The sequence below is a fragment of the Xylophilus sp. ASV27 genome (assembly GCF_016428875.1).
Taxonomy (GTDB): Bacteria; Pseudomonadota; Gammaproteobacteria; order Burkholderiales; family Burkholderiaceae_C; genus Xylophilus.
Genome location: NZ_JAELTO010000098.1, coordinates 1 through 16,697, shown reverse-complemented (window position 1 = coordinate 16,697; position 16,697 = coordinate 1). Strand labels below are relative to the sequence as shown.

Annotated in this window: 16 protein-coding genes and 1 pseudogene; 3 read left to right on the top strand and 14 right to left on the bottom strand. The window is 68.7% G+C overall.

What is annotated here, in order from left to right:
- Positions 1-78: 78 nt before the first annotated feature.
- Both JHD63_RS17715 and JHD63_RS17710 read left to right on the top strand, forming a co-directional pair.
- Positions 79-1,149 (top strand): annotated as a pseudogene (locus JHD63_RS17715) (amidase); the annotation flags it as partial.
- Between the two features lie 156 nt (positions 1,150-1,305).
- Positions 1,306-3,537 carry an NADP-dependent isocitrate dehydrogenase gene (locus JHD63_RS17710; RefSeq protein WP_198972133.1) on the top strand — a complete coding sequence of 744 codons (2,232 nt, stop codon included), beginning with the start codon at positions 1,306-1,308 and terminating at the stop codon, positions 3,535-3,537.
- Positions 3,538-3,541: 4 nt separating this feature from the next.
- Here the strand turns inward: JHD63_RS17710 and JHD63_RS17705 are convergent, their stop codons facing one another.
- The 7 genes from JHD63_RS17705 to folE form a co-directional block, all read right to left on the bottom strand.
- On the bottom strand, positions 3,542-4,234 hold the full coding sequence (locus tag JHD63_RS17705) for a histidine phosphatase family protein (RefSeq protein WP_198972132.1): 693 nt from the start codon (positions 4,232-4,234) through the stop codon (positions 3,542-3,544).
- A 22-nt stretch (positions 4,235-4,256) separates the two neighbouring features.
- The gene (locus tag JHD63_RS17700) at positions 4,257-4,898 is read right to left on the bottom strand and encodes a hypothetical protein (protein WP_198972131.1); all 642 of its coding nucleotides are present in this window, start codon (positions 4,896-4,898) and stop codon (positions 4,257-4,259) included.
- 152 nt (positions 4,899-5,050) lie between these two features.
- A complete protein-coding gene (locus tag JHD63_RS17695) occupies positions 5,051-5,251 on the bottom strand; it encodes a hypothetical protein (protein ID WP_233168350.1) in 201 nt (66 codons plus the stop codon).
- 104 nt (positions 5,252-5,355) lie between these two features.
- Positions 5,356-6,210, bottom strand: coding sequence for a DUF429 domain-containing protein (locus JHD63_RS17690; protein ID WP_198972129.1), 855 nt, complete (start codon positions 6,208-6,210; stop codon positions 5,356-5,358).
- A gap of 6 nt (positions 6,211-6,216) precedes the next feature.
- Positions 6,217-7,098 carry an EamA family transporter gene (locus tag JHD63_RS17685; protein ID WP_198972128.1) on the bottom strand — a complete coding sequence of 294 codons (882 nt, stop codon included), beginning with the start codon at positions 7,096-7,098 and terminating at the stop codon, positions 6,217-6,219.
- A 10-nt stretch (positions 7,099-7,108) separates the two neighbouring features.
- Positions 7,109-7,534, bottom strand: a complete 426-nt coding sequence (locus JHD63_RS17680; protein ID WP_198972127.1) for a BLUF domain-containing protein — start codon at positions 7,532-7,534, stop codon at positions 7,109-7,111.
- A 3-nt stretch (positions 7,535-7,537) separates the two neighbouring features.
- Positions 7,538-8,254, bottom strand: a complete 717-nt coding sequence (folE, locus tag JHD63_RS17675) for a GTP cyclohydrolase I (protein ID WP_233168348.1) — start codon at positions 8,252-8,254, stop codon at positions 7,538-7,540.
- Positions 8,255-8,354: 100 nt separating this feature from the next.
- Here folE and JHD63_RS17670 point away from each other — a divergent pair, with 100 nt between their 5' ends.
- Entirely contained in the window at positions 8,355-10,034 is a 1,680-nt protein-coding gene (locus JHD63_RS17670; protein WP_198972125.1) for a response regulator, read from the top strand.
- A gap of 3 nt (positions 10,035-10,037) precedes the next feature.
- Here JHD63_RS17670 and nudB read toward each other — a convergent pair whose 3' ends face one another.
- From nudB to JHD63_RS17635, 7 genes are all read right to left on the bottom strand, one after another.
- A complete protein-coding gene (gene nudB / locus JHD63_RS17665) occupies positions 10,038-10,505 on the bottom strand; it encodes a dihydroneopterin triphosphate diphosphatase (protein WP_198972124.1) in 468 nt (155 codons plus the stop codon).
- A gap of 46 nt (positions 10,506-10,551) precedes the next feature.
- Positions 10,552-12,357, bottom strand: coding sequence for an aspartate--tRNA ligase (aspS, locus tag JHD63_RS17660; RefSeq protein ID WP_198972123.1), 1,806 nt, complete (start codon positions 12,355-12,357; stop codon positions 10,552-10,554).
- Between the two features lie 33 nt (positions 12,358-12,390).
- Entirely contained in the window at positions 12,391-13,005 is a 615-nt protein-coding gene (locus JHD63_RS17655) for a DUF502 domain-containing protein (RefSeq protein ID WP_198972122.1), read from the bottom strand.
- Between the two features lie 9 nt (positions 13,006-13,014).
- Complete coding sequence (locus tag JHD63_RS17650) at positions 13,015-13,350, bottom strand: FmdB family zinc ribbon protein (RefSeq protein WP_198972121.1); 336 nt, start codon at positions 13,348-13,350, stop codon at positions 13,015-13,017.
- A gap of 102 nt (positions 13,351-13,452) precedes the next feature.
- Positions 13,453-14,898 (bottom strand): sodium:solute symporter family protein, encoded by a 1,446-nt coding sequence (locus JHD63_RS17645; RefSeq protein ID WP_198972120.1) that lies wholly within the window; start codon positions 14,896-14,898, stop codon positions 13,453-13,455.
- 51 nt (positions 14,899-14,949) lie between these two features.
- Positions 14,950-16,521, bottom strand: coding sequence for a ubiquinone biosynthesis regulatory protein kinase UbiB (ubiB, locus tag JHD63_RS17640; protein WP_198972119.1), 1,572 nt, complete (start codon positions 16,519-16,521; stop codon positions 14,950-14,952).
- Positions 16,518-16,697, bottom strand: a 180-nt coding sequence (locus JHD63_RS17635) for a hypothetical protein (protein WP_198972118.1), incomplete at its 5' end; no start/stop codon positions are given. The genes ubiB and JHD63_RS17635, both read right to left, overlap by 4 nt.

Below are 16,697 nucleotides of genomic sequence, written 5' to 3'. Positions count from 1 at the left end.
CCCCCCCCCCCCCCCCCCCCCCCCCCCCCCCCCCCCCCCCCCCCCCCCCCCTTTTTTAGATGTGTATAAGAGACAGGCCTGCGCGAGGCCGGCGCGGTCATCGTCAGCAAGACCACCATGCCCGACTTCGGCATGCTGTCCTCGGGGCTTTCGTCCTTCCATGCGCTCACGCGCAACCCGTGGGACCTGGACAAGGGCCCGGGCGGCTCCAGCGCCGGCGCGGGCGCGGCGGCGGCCGCCGGCTACGGGCCGCTGCACCTGGGCACCGACATCGGCGGCTCGCTGCGCCTGCCGGCGGGCTGGTGCGGCATCTTCTCGCTCAAGCCCAGCCTGGGCCGCGTGCCGATCGACCCGCCGACCATGGGCCGCGCCGCCGGCCCCATGACCCGCAGCGTGGCCGACTCGGCCCTGCTGATGCGGGTGCTGTCGCGGCCCGATGCGCGCGACACCATGAGCCTGCCGCCGCAGGACATCGCCTGGGAGCGCTTCGACGCCGGCGTGGAAAAACTGCGCGGCCTGCGCATCGGCCTGCTGATGGACGCGGGCTGCGGCCTGCCGGTGGAAACCGAGGTGCGCGAGGCGGTGGAGCGCGCCGCGCTGCTGCTGGAGCGCGCCGGCGCCGTCGTCGAGCCGATGGCGCCCTTCATGACCCAGGCCATGCTCGACGGCATGGACCGCTTCTGGCGCATGCGCTCCTACGTGGACATGGCCGGACTGCCGGCCGAGCGCCGCGCCCGCGTGCTGCCCTACATCCAGGCCTGGGCCGACAGCGCCGCCGGCATGGGCGGCGCCGAGGTCTACCTGGCCTACCACCAGTTCCACCTGACCCGCGTGGCCACGGTGCGCGCCTGCGGCGCGTACGACTACGTGGTCTCGCCCACGGCGCCCATGCCCGCCTTCGACGCCGCCCTGCCCTCGCCCACCAACGACCCGCTGCACCCGCTGGAGCACATCGGCTTCACCGTGCCCTTCAACATGTCGGAGCAGCCGGCCGCCTCGATCAACTGCGGCTACACCCGCGCCGGCCTGCCCGTGGGCCTGCAGATCGCCGGCCCCCGCTTCGACGACCTGGGCGTGCTGCAGGTGGCGCGCGCCTTCGAGCTGATCCGCGACCCGCAGCGGCCCTGGCCGGAACCGCCGCCTGCCTGATTCCTGGCAAAAAATGGCTGTAGCCCAGGTGCATTCTGGGCTTCATGCTATCAATTTGTGACTTGGCTCCACGATGCAAAAAGAGCCATCAGCGGATGGAAGAAAATGGCGCCTCAGCGATTCATTCACCCTCCTCCACTGCATCAGAAGTCGACAATGGCCAACGGAAAATCCACCATCCTCTACACCCTGACGGACGAGGCGCCGCTGCTGGCGACGGCGTCCCTGCTTCCCGTGATCCAGACCTTCACGGCGCCGGCGGGCATCGACGTGGTCAGCACGGACATCTCGGTCGCGGCGCGGATCCTGGCGGAGTTCCCGGAGCGCCTGACGCCCGAGCAGCGCGTGCCGGACAACCTGGCCGAACTCGGCCGGCTCACCCAGTCGCCCGACACCAACATCATCAAGCTGCCCAACATCAGCGCCTCGGTGCCGCAGTTGGTGGCGGCGATCCGCGAACTGCAGGGCCGCGGCTACGCGATTCCCGACTTCCCGGAAGACCCGCAGACCGACGAAGACAAGGCGGTGCTGGCCCGCTATTCCAAGGTGCTGGGCAGCGCCGTGAACCCGGTGCTGCGCGAAGGCAACTCGGACCGCCGCGCGCCCGCGGCCGTCAAGAACTACGCGCGCAAGCACCCGCACAGCATGGGCGAGTGGAGCATGGCCTCGCGCACCCACGTGGCGCACATGAAGCACGGCGACTTTTACCACGGCGAGAAGTCCATGACGCTCGACCGCGCCCGCGACGTCAAGATGGAACTCGTCACCAGAAGCGGCAGGACGATCGTGCTCAAGCCCAAGGTGTCGCTGCAGGACGGCGAGATCATCGACAGCATGTTCATGAGCAAGAAGGCGCTGTGCGACTTCTATGAAGAGCAGTTCGAGGACGCGCGCAAGACCGGCGTGATGCTGTCGCTGCACGTCAAGGCGACCATGATGAAGGTCTCGCACCCGATCGTCTTCGGCCACGCGGTCCGGATCTTCTACAAGGAAGCGTTCGAGAAGCACGGCAAGCTGTTCGAGGAACTCGGCGTCAACGTCAACAACGGCCTGGTCAACCTGTACGAGAAGATCGAGAGCCTGCCTTCGACGATCAAGGAAGAGATCATCCGCGACCTGCACGCCTGCCACGAGCACCGCCCGTCGCTGGCCATGGTGGACTCGGCCAAGGGCATCTCCAACCTGCACGCGCCCAACGACGTGATCGTCGACGCCTCGATGCCGGCCATGATCCGCCTCGGCGGCAAGATGTGGGACGCCAACGGCAAGCCGCAGGACACCAAGGCGGTGATCCCCGAGAGCACCTTCGCCCGCATCTACCAGGAAGTCATCAACTTCTGCAAGACCAACGGCAACTTCGACCCGCGCACCATGGGCACCGTGCCCAACGTGGGCCTGATGGCGCAGAAGGCCGAGGAGTACGGCTCGCACGACAAGACCTTCGAGATCGCCGAGGACGGCGTGGCCAACATCGTCGATCTGGCCACCGGCGAGGTGCTGCTGTCGCAGAACGTCGAGCAGGGCGACATCTGGCGCATGTGCCAGGTCAAGGACGCGCCGATCCGCGACTGGGTCAAGCTCGCCGTCACGCGCGCCCGCAATTCCGGCATGCCCGCGCTGTTCTGGCTCGACCCGTACCGCCCGCACGAAGCCGAGCTGATCAAGAAGGTGCAGAAGTACCTGAAGGACCACGACACCACCGGCCTGGACATCCAGATCATGTCGCAGGTGCGCGCCATGCGCTACACGCTCGAGCGCGTGATCCGCGGCCTGGACACCATCTCGGTCACCGGCAACATCCTGCGCGACTACCTGACCGACCTGTTCCCGATCATGGAGCTGGGCACCAGCGCCAAGATGCTGTCCATCGTGCCGCTGATGGCCGGCGGCGGCATGTACGAGACCGGCGCCGGCGGCTCCGCGCCCAAGCACGTCAAGCAACTGGTGGAAGAAAACCACCTGCGCTGGGACTCGCTCGGTGAATTCCTCGCGCTGGCCGTGTCGCTGGAGGACGTGGGCCTGAAGACCGGCAACCGGAAGGCGCAGATCCTGGCCAGCACCCTGGACGCGGCCACCGGCATCCTGCTCGACAACAACAAGGGCCCTTCGGCCCGCACCGGCGAGCTGGACAACCGCGGCAGCCACTTCTACCTGGCGCTGTACTGGGCCCAGGCGCTGGCGGCGCAGACCGAGGACCAGGAGCTGCAGGCCCACTTCGCGCCGCTGGCCAAGGCGCTGAGCGAGAACGAGCAGAAGATCGTCGACGAACTCAAGCAAGTGCAAGGCAAGCCGGTGGACATCGGCGGCTACTTCCTGCCCGACGCAGCCAAGATGAGCGCGGCCATGCGCCCGAGCGCGACCTTCAACGCGGCGCTCGCAGGCGTCTGAGGCGCTACCCGAGCCCGCGCGCAGCGGGTTCCCGCACCGGCGCTGCGCGCGCCAGCCGCGCCTGGTCATAGACCGGCTGCGGCGGCAGGCCGGCCAGGTGCGCGGTGTCGGCCCAGGCGAGGATCTGCAGCGCCTCGCCCGCCACCCGCACACGGTTGATGCCGGCATTGGGAATCGGCGCGGTGCGCGGGCCATCCAGGCTCAGTGCGCGCGCGGTGCGGTAGACCATGTCCAGCACGCCGCCGTGCGTCACCACCAGCACCGAGCGGCCCGCATGCGCGGCCGCGACGCGGCGCAGGGCGCCGATCACGCGCGCATGGAAGTCGCGCGTGGACTCGCCGCCCGGCAGGGCGCAGTCGGCGCGGAACTGCGTCCAGCGCTGCCAGGCTTCGGGAAAGTCGCGCTGGATGTCGTCCACGCGCATGCCGTCCACCACGCCGAAGTTCTGCTCGCGCAGGCCGGCATCGGTGGCCAGCACCAGGCCGGTCTGCGCGGCCACGGGCATGGCGGTTTCACGGGCGCGCGCCAGGTCGCTGGACCAGAGCAGGTCGGGCGGCGACCCGGCCAGGCGCTGCGCCAGGCGCAGCGCCTGGGCGTGGCCGGTGGCATTGAGCGGACGGTCGACCTGGCCCTGGAAACGCCGCTCGAGGTTGGCGTCGGTCTCGCCGTGGCGCACCAGGATCAGGTCGGTGGGCATGGGAGCGGCCAAGCGGTGCGGATCAGGATTTCTCGGGGCGCTTCAAACCCTCGGCACGGCCGAGGTCCAGCGACCTGACGGCCCTGCGCACCGCCTCGAAGTCGAGGTTGCCGCCCTTGCCCTCGACCAGCAGGCCGTTGTCCAGGATCATCAGGTACTCGCCGTGGCTGTTGTCCTTGCGGTAGTCCTCGCGCACGGTGCGCCTGCCGTCCTGGTAGACCTTCTCCACGCCGTCGGCGGTGTCGCGGTCCAGCGTGATATGCGACCATGCGGTGGCCAGCGCGCCGACGGCGCCGGCATCGGTCACGGCCAGTTCGATGCGCTGGTCGCCGCTGCGGTAGGTGGCGCGGGCGGTGCTGCCGGCTAGGCCCATGGCTCCGCCGCCCTGCGCCTCGATGGACTCGCGCGGCAGGCCGCCGGCCGTCTCCGGCAGCAGGGTGCGCAACTGCTCGGACGGGATCACGCCACCGCCGCCGCCCGACAGGGCCGCCACCATGTCGCCGGTGGCCTTGCTGGCCGCGGCGCTGTCGCCCGAAGCCTGGGCCTGCTCCAGGCGCGTGCCGATCTCTTCCAGGCTGCGCGCGGCCTGCTGCATAGCGGAGGTGTCGATGGAGGCCGTCGCGCCCGACGTGTTGAGGCTGACGGTGCCCGGTGCCGCGGTCATCCCGAGCAGCGCATGCGAGGGCGTGAAGAGCGCCGAACGCGCCGAACCAGATGCATGGTGACTCTCCTTCTTGATCAGACCAGTGGTGCCCCCGCGACACCGCCCCTCAGTCTATGCCAGCGCCATGGCGGCCCCTTCACCCATTCGACAGGCTACAGGCGGATGACGTGCAGCGGGCGGCGGCAGGCGGCGTCGCTGTACGGGCCGTCGGCGCGCGCCCAGCCTTCGCCGGGCGAGGTCTGCGCGCACACCCGGGTGCCGTCGAGCAGGCTGCGCCACTGGTACCAGGGCGCCGGCGCGGCCGCCAACCCCAGCGGCAGCAGGAACACCAGCAAGAGCAGGATACGAGGCATGGCGCACATCCTACTGCGGCAGTGGGACGGCGGCGAGATTGCTATATTAATCATAGCTAAAGGCCAAGGTGGAATATGGGCTACAGCCACTTTTTGCTTGAAACTCAGGCGCTGATGATCCAACCCTCCAGCGGATCGATGCCCTCCGGCAGTCCGTGGCAGGTGGCGCCCTCGCGCTGGCGGCGCAGGGCCCATGCCGCCTGCATCAGGCACAGCACGGCGTCGAGCGCATCGCCGCTGCCGTCGGCCAGCAGGCGCTCATGCTGGGCCGGGCGCAGGTCGAGCCGCAGCCCCAGCCGCAGCGGCCCGGCCGGGCCGGCACCGCATGCCAGCGCGGCCAGCAGGTGCTCGCGCGCGGCCAGGCGCTCGGGCGTCTGCCTGGCGCGCGTGTCGCTCTTGTAGCTGCGCCGCCCGAGCACCTCGCGCGCGAGCAGGCCGGGGTAGGCCTCCAGCGCCAGCTTCGCGGCCCGCGGCTCGTGCGGCATCACGCCGGCCAGGCAGGCCCCGGCCGCGCGCAGCAGCGGCACGCCGGCATGCAGCATGAAGGCCACCGGCGGATTCACCCATTTCATCGACGGGCTGGCGCCGGCCGGCCCATCCGTCACCCGGTGCGCGAACTTCGCGCCCACGGGCCGCGCCGCGCAGAAGGCGGCGAAGCGCGCGCGGATGTCGGCGCGCGACAGGCCGGCGTAGTGGTCCATGCAGGCGGCCCAGTCGGTGGGCCAGCCCAGCGCCTGCACCAGCTCGCGCGGCAGCCCGAAGGGCAGGTCGAAGCCGCCGACCCAGCGCTGGTCCGGCGCGGCCAGCCAGGCGCCGAAATCCCGCAGGCTCTCGAACGGCTGCAGGCGGCCCAGCCGCACCCGCGCGCCGGCCAGCGCGCCAAACGCCAGCACGATCGGCTTGCGCCGGCTGGGACTGGAGGAGAAGTCGCAGCCGAACAGCAGAGGCGGCGCGGTCATGGCGTCTCAGCCCAGGGCCAGCGCGGTGACGCCGGCGGCGATGCACAGCGCCCCGAACAGGCGCAGCACGCGGTCGCCTTCGCCCAGCAGATGGCCGCCGATCAGCGCGGCAAACAGCATGGACACCTCGCGCGCGGGCGCCACGTGCGACAGCGGCGCCGTCTGCATGGCATACAGCACCAGCACATAGGACACGGGGCTGATGGCGCCGACCACCAGCGCGTACTTCCACTGCCGCCGCCACAACATGGCGGCCGTCGTCCGGTCGCGCAGCACGGCGGGCGCCAGCAGCGCCACGCGCACGAAATTGCCCAGGTAGTCCACCAGGATCGGCGACAGCAGCAGCACCTTGACCGCGTAGCCGTCCACCACGGTGTAGCTGGCGATGAAGGCGCCGGTGGCCACGCCGTAGAGCAGGCCCTTGTGCACCCGCTGCCGGCGCGCCGGGTCATGCGCCGCGCGCAACAGCCCGGGGCCGCCGGCAATGAGGAACACGCCCGCGGCCACGCCGGCGATGCCCAGGGCCCCGAGCGCGGACAACTGCTCGCCCAGCAGCACGATGGCCACGGTGGCGGACAGCAGCGGCCCCGAGCCGCGCGCCATCGGATAGACCACGGTCAGGTCGGCGCGCCGGTAGCCGCGCAGCAGCGTCACGTAGTACAGCACGTGCAGCACGCCGCTGACCGCGACGAAGGCCCATTCGGTCCCGCCCCACTGCCCCACCACGCCGCGCCCGGCCCACCAGCCGAGCGGCGCCCAGAGCAGCATCATCACCACGCTGGTGAAGAACGCAAAACGCGCATCGCCGCCGGCCTTCTTGGCGGCGATGTTCCAGCTGGCATGGATCAGGCCCGCCAGAATGACGAGCGCGAACGCGGTGGGCGACACCTCGGCGGGTTCAGCCGGTGCGTCCGACGATGGAGGCGGTGGCCATCAGTTCTTCCAGCAGCGACAGCGAGGCAGCGCCGGACACCGCGTACGGGTCGAGTTCCGGCTTCTCGGAGTACTTGAGGACGATGGAAGCGTTGAGCCGCGACAGGTTGACCTGCCCCATGGTCCAGCCGCCGAAGCGGCGCTCGCCGATCTCCTCGAACAGCAGCAGCTCCACGTCCTGGTGGCGGGGGTCGCGCAGGATGGTGCCGTACAGCGCATTCACGGCCGAGCGGCTGCCCTCGATGGCCTGCAGGAAGATGCCGCGGCCATAGCACAGGATGCCGGTGATGCCGGTGGCCGGGTTGTGCTCGCGCGACTTGGCGAGGATGGATTCGATCGCCGCGGCCGAGGCATCCACGGCGCGGCTGGCATAGAGCAGGCGAACGAGCATGGGTCAGACCTTCCGGGGGATCAGGGACAGGAATTCGCGCCGCAGCGTCGAATCCTTCAGGAACACGCCGCGCATCACGGAATTGATCATCTTGCTGTCCATCTCCTTCACGCCGCGCCAGCACATGCAGTAGTGGCTCGCCTCCATGACGATGGCCAGGCCGTCGGGCTGGGTCTTGTCCATGATCAGGTCGGCCAGCTGCACCACGGCTTCTTCCTGGATCTGCGGACGGCCCATGACCCAGTCGACCAGCCGCGCGTACTTGGACAAGCCGATGACGTTGGTGTGCTCGTTGGGCATGACGCCGATCCAGATCTTGCCGATGACCGGGCAGAAATGGTGGCTGCAGGCGCTGCGCACCGTGATCGGGCCGACGATCATCAGCTCGTTCAGGCGCTCGACGTTGGGAAACTCGGTGATCGGCGGCGCCTCCACGTAGCGGCCGCGAAACACCTCGTTGATGTACATCTTGGCCACGCGGCGCGCGGTGTTGCGGGTGTTGTGGTCGGACTCGGTGTCGATCACCAGGCTGTCGAGCACACCGTGCATCTTGTGCTCGACCTCGTCCAGCAGCTTCTCCAGCTCGCCGGGTTCTATGAACTCGGCGATGTTGTCGTTGGCATTGAAGCGCCGCTTCGCCGCAGCGATGCGCTCCCGGATCTTGACCGATACCGGAACGCCCTGTTCGAGGTCTCCGGCGGGGGGGGTGGCTGGAATCATGGGAGCGGCGGCCTTCTTCAACATCCGGGCATGGTAGCAGCGACGGGATAATATTGCCCTAGCGGCGATTTGCCGCGGCCCTGCCGCCATCCGTCCCTCCATGGCCCTTGCACTGCAGAAGATCTCCGAATGCCAGGCGCTGGTGATCGACAGCAACATGGTCTCGCGCGGCATCCTGGTGACCCAGTTGCGCGAGTACGGCATCGGCAAGGTGGTGCAGTGCAGCCGCGTGCTGGAGGCGCGGGCACGGCTGGAACTGTCGCAGTTCGACTTCGTGCTGTGCGAGCAGCGCTTCTCCGACGGGGGCTACTCTGGACAGGCCCTGCTGGACGACCTGCGGCGCGCGCAGTTGCTGCCCTTCTCCACCGTCTTCTTCATGGTGACCGGCGACGCCACCTATGCCAGCGTGGCCGAGGCGGCGGAGTCCGCCCTCGACGGCTACCTGCTCAAGCCGTTCACGGCCACGGACCTGTTTCGCCGCTTGAATGCGGCGCGCCTGCGCAAGTCCCACCTGAAGCCGATCTTCACGGCCATCGAGGCCCTGTCCTTCGATGAGGCGGCCCGGCTGTGCCTGGAGCGGTTCGAGCAGCGCGCGCCCTATTGGCTCTATGCCGCGCGCATCGGTACCGAACTGCTGCTGCGCCTGGGCCGCCACGGCGAGGCCCGGGCGCTGTGCGACGCCGTCATCGAGGCCAAGGCGCTGCCCTGGGCCAAGCTGGGGGTGGCGCGGGTGCAGATCGAGGCCGGCCAGGCCGGCAAGGCGCTCAGCACGCTGGAGCGCCTGCTGGGCGAAGACAGCGGCTTTGTCGATGCTTACGACGTGATGGGCGCCGCCCAGGTGGAGCTCGGCCGCTTCGAGGACGCACTGCAGACCTACCGCACCGCAGCCGAATTCACGCCGGGCTCGGTGGTGCGGCTGCAGAAGCACGGAATGATGGCCTACTACCTCGGCGACCGGGCCACCGCCGCCCGCGTGCTGGCCCGTGCCGCCACCCTCGGGGCAGGCTCCAAGATGTTCGATGCGCAGTCGCTGGTGCTGCTGGCCTTCGCCTCGTTCCAGGAGAACGACCGCAAGGCGCTGGACCGCTGCATGGCGGACTTTCAGCGCCTGCTGGAGCGCCAGCCCGACGACGTGCGCCTGCGCCGCTTCCGCGAGGTGGTCGAGTGCCTGCAGCTGATCCAGTCGCGCCACGTGAGCGCCGCCGTGGCGTCCGTGCGCACCCTGGCCAGCGCGGCGCGCCAGCCCGACTTCGATTTCGAAGCCGCCTGCAACCTGGCCGGCTTGCTGTCCATGCTGGCCTCCACCTCCATCACGCTGCCCGAAAGCAGCGACTGGGTCCACGCCCTGGGCCTTCGCTATGCCACATCGCGCGGCCTGGGCGAACTGCTGGCCTGCGCCTGCGTGGCCCACCCCCCCTACGTCGAGGCGCTGCGCCAGTGCCACAGCGAGATCAACCGGATGGCTGAGGGCGCGATGGCCTTGAGCCTGAACGAGCGCCCGCAGGATGCCGTGCGCAGCCTGCAGCAGGCCACCCGCGATACCCTCAACTGCAAACTGATCGACCTGGCGCAGCAGGTGCTGAGCCGGCAGCAGGAGCGCATACCCGATGCCGACAAGCTGCAGGCCGGCATCGATGAACTGCGGCGGGCCTGCGGCTCGCCACCGCGCCGCGCCGCCCTGACCCAGGACCGCCACCGCCAGCCCGGCGGCCTGACGCTGCGCGTGGCGCCCGACGCCCTGGTGAGCGCGCCGCCGGCGGCGACCGTGGCCGAGGAATGAACGCTATCCGCCCCTGAAACGGGGCAGCATCAGGATCGCCTCCGCATTGGAGGGCGAGAAGCACCGATCCGCAGCCGCGCGGTACGGCAGCCACTCGAAATCCGTGTGCTCGCGCGGCGCCAAGCGCACCGGCATGCCCGCGGGCACAAGCAGTCCGAACAGGTGCTCGGTATTGTGCGTGACGCCTGGCGCATAGCGGTGCCGCCACTGCGGGTAGATCGGGTAGACGTTCTTCAGTTGCCAGTCGGTCAGCACGCAGCCCGCTCCCAGGGCGTCGATGCCGGTTTCCTCGGCCACCTCGCGGATCGCCGTCTCGCGGAAATCCTCCTCCCGGTGGTCCTTGCTGCCGGTGACCGACTGCCAGTGCTCGCCGGCGTCGGCGCGGCGGATCATCAGCACCTCCAGCGCGGCGGTATGGATGACCACCAGCACGGACTGCGGGAGCTTGAAGGGGCGGCGTGCGGCTTGCATAGGACAAAAGGCACCCGAGGGTGCCTTTCCTGCAGGACGGCGGATGTTACGCCGCCACCGGGTTGCGCAGCTTGATGTGCAGTTCGCGCAACTGCTTCTCGTCGACCGCGCTGGGCGCCTGGGTAAGCAGGCACTGGGCGCGCTGGGTCTTGGGGAAGGCGATCACGTCGCGGATCGACTCGGCCTTGGTCATCAGCGTGACGATGCGGTCGAGGCCGAAGGCCAGGCCGCCATGCGGCGGAGCACCGTACTGCAGCGCGTCGAGCAGGAAGCCGAACTTCTGCTGCGCCTCCTGCGGGGTGATCCTGAGCGCATCGAACACCTTCTGCTGCACGTCGGCACGGTGGATACGGACCGAGCCGCCGCCCATTTCCCAGCCGTTGAGCACCATGTCGTAGCCCTTGGATATGCACTTGCCCGGGTCGGTCGCCATCCAGTCCTCGTGGCCGTCCTTGGGCGCGGTGAAGGGATGGTGTACGGCGTTCCAGCGCCCGGCTTCGTCGTCGTACTCGAACATCGGGAAGTCCACCACCCACAGCGGCGCCCAGCGGTCTTCGAACAGGCCGTTGTTCTTGCCGAACTCGCTGTGGCCGATCTTGATGCGCAGCGCGCCGATGGCGTCGTTGACGATCTTCTCCTTGTCGGCGCCGAAGAACAGCAGGTCGCCGTCCTGCGCGCCCGTGCGCTCGAGGATCTGCGCGATCGCCGTGTCGTGGATGTTCTTCACGATCGGCGACTGCAGGCCATCACGTCCCTTGGCCAGGTCGTTGACCTTGATGTAGGCCAGGCCCTTGGCGCCGTAGATCTTGACGAACTCGGTGTAGGCGTCGATCTCGCTACGGCTCAGGCCGCCGCTCTCGCGCGCGCCGCCGGGCACGCGCAGGGCCACGACGCGGCCGCCCTTCATGTTGGCGGCGCCGGAGAAGACCTTGAAGTCGACGTCGGCCATGACGTCGGTCAGCTCGGTGAATTCGAGCTTGACGCGCAGGTCCGGCTTGTCCGAGCCGAAGCGGCGCGCGGCGTCCTGGTAGGTCATGATCGGGAATTCGCCCAGGTCCACGCCAAGGGTGTTCTTGAACACCGTGACGATCATTTCCTGGAACAGCGCGCGGATGTCCTCCTCCGTCAGGAACGAGGTCTCGATGTCGATCTGCGTGAATTCCGGCTGGCGGTCGGCGCGCAGGTCTTCGTCGCGGAAGCACTTGGTGATCTGGTAGTAGCGATCGAAGCCCGACACCATCAGCAACTGCTTGAACAACTGGGGCGACTGCGGCAGCGCGAAGAAGTGGCCGTCGTGCACGCGGCTGGGCACCAGGTAGTCGCGCGCGCCCTCGGGCGTGCTCTTGGTGAGCATCGGCGTCTCGATGTCGATGAAGCCGTGCGCATCCAGGAACTTGCGCACCTCCATGGCCACCTTGTAGCGCAGCATCAGGTTGTTCTGCATGTAGGGGCGGCGCAGGTCCAGCACGCGGTGGGTCAGCCGCGTGGTCTCGCTCAGGTCCTCGTCGTCGATCTGGAACGGGGGCGTGACCGAAGGGTTGAGCACCACCAGTTCGTGCGCCAGCACCTCGATCCTGCCGCTCTTAAGGCCCTCGTTGACGGTGCCGGCCGGGCGCTCGCGCACCAGGCCCTTGACCTGCACGCAGAACTCGTTGCGCACCAGTTCCGCGACCTTGAAGGTCTCGGCGCGGTCGGGGTCGCAGACCACCTGCACATAGCCTTCGCGGTCGCGCAGGTCGATGAAGATGACGCCGCCGTGGTCGCGGCGGCGGTTCACCCAGCCGCAGAGGGTGACGGTCTGGCCCAGGAGGGCTTCGGTCACGAGACCGCAGTAGTGGGAGCGCATAGCCATAGTGAGATTCCGGCGCCAGGGCGGCGCGTTGCGTTACTTGGGTTGGGACGGGCCGACGGGCACGACCACGCCCATGGAGACGATGTACTTGAGCGCGGCGTCGACGTGCATGTCCAGCTCGATGCAGTCGCTGCGCCGCAGCATGACGAAATAGCCGCCCGTGGGGTTGGGCGTGGTGGGAACGTAGACGCTCAGGAAGTCGTCGCGCAGATAGGTGGCGACGTCGCCGCCCGGCGAACCGGTGACGAAGCCGACGGTCCACACGCCCTCGCGCGGCCACTGCACCAGCACCGCGGTGCGAAAGGCATTGCCGCTCTCGGAGAACAGCGTGTCCGACACCTGCTTGACGCTGGTGTAGATGGACCGCACCACCGGGATGCGCCCGAGCACCGCGTCACCCCAGCGCACCAGTTGCTTGCCGACGAAGTTGCTGGTGACGGCGCCGACCACCAGCAGGATCAGCAGGGTCAGCAGCACGCCGAAGCCGGGGATGTGCAGACCCAGCAGGCGATCCGGGTGCCAGGCGGCAGGCAGGATCAGCAGCGTCTGGTCCAGCGTGCCGACGATCCAGTCGAGCACCCAGATGGTGATCGCCAGCGGCACGATCACCAGCAGGCCCGAGAACAGCCATTTGCGCAAGGCGTTCATCAGGCGCGCCTAGCTGCCGCTGCTCGGCGCGGGCGGCGGCGCGGCCGGCGCGGGCGCGGGTGCCGCCGCCGGGGCGTCGGCCTTGGCGGGCGAGGCGGCCTCGGGCTTGGCGGTTTCGGCGGGCTTGCCATCGCCGTCGGCCTTGCTGCCAGAGGGCTTTGCGCCGTCGCGGAAATCCGTCACGTACCAGCCCGAACCCTTGAGCTGGAAGCCCGCGGCCGTGACCTGCTTGCGAAACGCGTCGGCGCCGCACGCCGGGCATGCCGTGAGCGGGGCGTCGGAAATCTTTTGCAGTACGTCCTTGCTAAACCCGCAGGACTCGCATTTGTAGGCGTAAAGGGGCATGGCGATAAGGGGAAGGTGAGGGACCACTGATAGCCGGACGGGCCGGCCGACAAAACCCTCGATTATAGGTGGCAGCCCCCGTTCAGGGCCGGCGCAAGCCTTTCAGCCCATCCCCTCCACCGGCAGATGCTTGCGGTGGGAATTGCGGATCAGTTGCGGCCCGAACGAGCCGGCCAGCATGCCCAGCAGGGCCGCCAGCAAGCCGGCCAACTGGGCCGGAAACACCTCGCCCCAGGCCGTTGCCAGGCCGGCCAGCCAGGCCAGCAGGCCGAAGGCGATGGACAGCGCCGCGCCCTGGGTGGTGGCACGCTTCCAATAGAGGCCGAAGACCAGCGGCACGAAGGCCCCGACCAGCGTGACCTGGTAGGCGCCCGACACCATTTCGTAGATCGAGGTGCCCTCCATGAAGATCGCGTAGGCCAGCACGCAGCAACTGAACACCAGCACGGTGATGCGCATGGTGCGCAGGTTCTGGCGGTCCGAGCGGCCGGGACGGAACTGGCGCCAGATGTTCTCGGTGAACGTCACGCTGGGCGCCAGCAGCGTGGCCGACGCCGTGGACTTGATGGCCGACAGCAGCGCACCAAAGAAGAGCACCTGCATCACGAAGGGCATCTTCTGCAGCACCAGGGTGGGCAGCACCTTCTGCGGATCCTCCTTGAGCAGCGCCTGGGCCTGCTCCGGCATGATCAGCAGCGCGCTGGCCACCAGGAACATGGGCACGAAGGCGAACAGGATGTAGCAGATGCCGCCGATCACCGGCCCCCGGGTGGCCGCGTGTTCGCTTTTGGCCGACATCACGCGCTGGAACACGTCCTGCTGCGGCACCGAGCCCAGCATCATGGTGATGGCCGCGCCGAAGAAGAACACGATGTCGTGGAAGCTCGGCTCCGGCCAGAAGCGGAACAGGTCGCGGCTCACGGCGAAGGCCACCACCTTGTCGGCGCCGCCGGCCATGCCGCCGGCGAACACCGCCAGGATCGCCAGGCCCGCGACCAGGATGATCATCTGGATGAAGTCGGTGATGGCCACCGACCACATGCCGCCGAACAGCGTATAGGCCAGGATGGAAACCACCCCGATCACCATGCCCAGCGGTATCGGAATGGCGCCGGCCGACAGCACGTTGAACACCAGCCCCAGCGCCGTGACCTGGGCCGAGACCCAGCCCAGGTAGCTGAGCATGATGATCAGCGAGCACACCACCTCCACGCCGCGGCCGTAGCGCTCCCGGTAGTAGTCGCTGATGGTCAGGAGCGACATGCGGTAGAGCTTGGCGGCAAAGAACACACCCACCAGGATCAGGCAGGTGCCGGCGCCGAACGGGTCCTCCACCACGCCGTTGAGCCCGCCGTCGATGAACTTGGCCGGTATGCCCAGCACCGTCTCGGAGCCGAACCAGGTGGCGAAGGTGGTCGTGACGATCATCGCCAGCGGCAGATGCCGTCCGGCCACGGCGAAATCGGCGGTGTTCTTGACGCGCCGCGCGGCCAGCAGACCGACGCCGATGGTGACCAGCAGGTAGAGAAAGACCAGGCTCAGCAGCACGGCGGCGTCCTCGGACAAAAGCGTGGAAAAAAAGAAAGGGGGGAGAGTGGCCTAGAAGAACCGGATGCGTATCAGGATCTGCATCGCCAGCAGCCCCAATACAAAACCCATGCCACCGTAGATCAGGGTCTGCAGCAGCCGGTTGGTGCGCTGCTGGGCGCGCAGCAGATCCTCGAGCTGGCGGCGCTGCCGCTCGCCCGCGGGACGCTGCCGCAGGAACTCGTGCAGCAGGTGCGGCAATTCCGGCAGCATCTTGGCGTAGCGCGGCGCCTGGTCGCGCAACTGCTTGAAGAGCTTCTTCGGGCCGATCTGGTCGACCATCCATTTCTCCAGGAAGGGCTTGGCGGTGCTCCACAGGTCCAGGTCCGGGTCCAGCTGGCGGCCCAGGCCCTCGATGTTGAGCAGGGTCTTCTGCAGCAGCACCAGCTGCGGCTGGATCTCGACGTGGAAGCGGCGCGAGGTCTGGAACAGGCGCATCAGCACCATGCCCAGCGACAGGTCCTTGAGCGGGCGGTCGAAATACGGCTCGCAGACCGCGCGGATGGCCGACTCCAGCTCGTCCACGCGGGTATCGGGCGGCACCCAGCCGGATTCCACGTGCAGTTCGGCCACGCGCTTGTAGTCGCGGCGGAAGAAGGCGGTGAAGTTCTGCGCCAGGTATTCCTTGTCGAACTCGGTCAGCGTGCCGACGATGCCGAAGTCCAGCAGCACGTAGCTGCCGAAGTGTTCCGGCTCCAGGCTGACCTGGATGTTGCCCGGGTGCATGTCGGCATGGAAGAAGCCATCGCGGAACACCTGGGTGAAGAAGATGGTGACGCCGTCGCGCGCCAGCTTCCTGATGTCCACGCCGGCCATGCGCAGCCGCTCGAGCTGGTTGATGGGCACGCCCTTCATGCGCTCCATCACCATGACGTCGGGATGGCAGAAGTCCCAGAAGATCTCGGGGATGCGCACCAGCTCGACGCCGGCCATGTTGCGGCGCAACTGGGCGGCGTTGGCCGCCTCGCGGATGAAGTCCAGCTCGTCGTGCAGGTACTTGTTGAACTCGGCCACCACCTCGCGCGGCTTCAGGCGCTTGCCGTCGGACGACAGGCCCTCGACCCAGCGCGCCATCATGGCCATGAGCGACAGGTCCTTCTCGATCGCCGGCAGCATGCCCGGGCGCAGCACCTTGACCGCCACCGCGCGCTCATGCCCGTCCCGGTCGCGCAAGGTGGCGAAATGCACCTGCGCAATCGACGCGCTGGCCACCGGCTCGGTCTCGAAGCTGGTGAAGACCGAGCCGATCGGCCGGCGGAACGCGCGCTCGATGATCGCCACGGCGACCTCGGCGGGAAACGGTGCCACCCGGTCCTGCAGGCGCGCCAGTTCGTCGGCGATGTCGGCGGGCATCAGGTCGCGCCGCGTCGACAGCACCTGACCGAACTTCACGAAGATCGGCCCCAGGTGCTCCAGCGCCTCGCGCAGGCGCTGCCCGCGCGGCGCGGAGAAGCTGCGGCCGAAGGTGACCACGCGGGTCACGCGGCGCAGCCAGGGCTGGCTGAAGCTGGTCAACACCAGTTCATCGAGGCCGTAGCGCAGGGCCACCCAGAGGATGTAGGCGCCCCGGAAGAAACGCGTCATGGCGCGGGCGGTCCGCCGTCGGCGGGCGCGGCGCCGCCGCGGCGCGTGGCGACGAACTGGCGCAGCGCGCCGCCGGCCCGGCGCAGCAGGCGCAGCAGGTTCTGTCTCTTATACACATCTGACGCTGCCGACGAAGAGAACCTAGTGTAGGGGTGGGGGGGGGGGGGGGGGGGGGG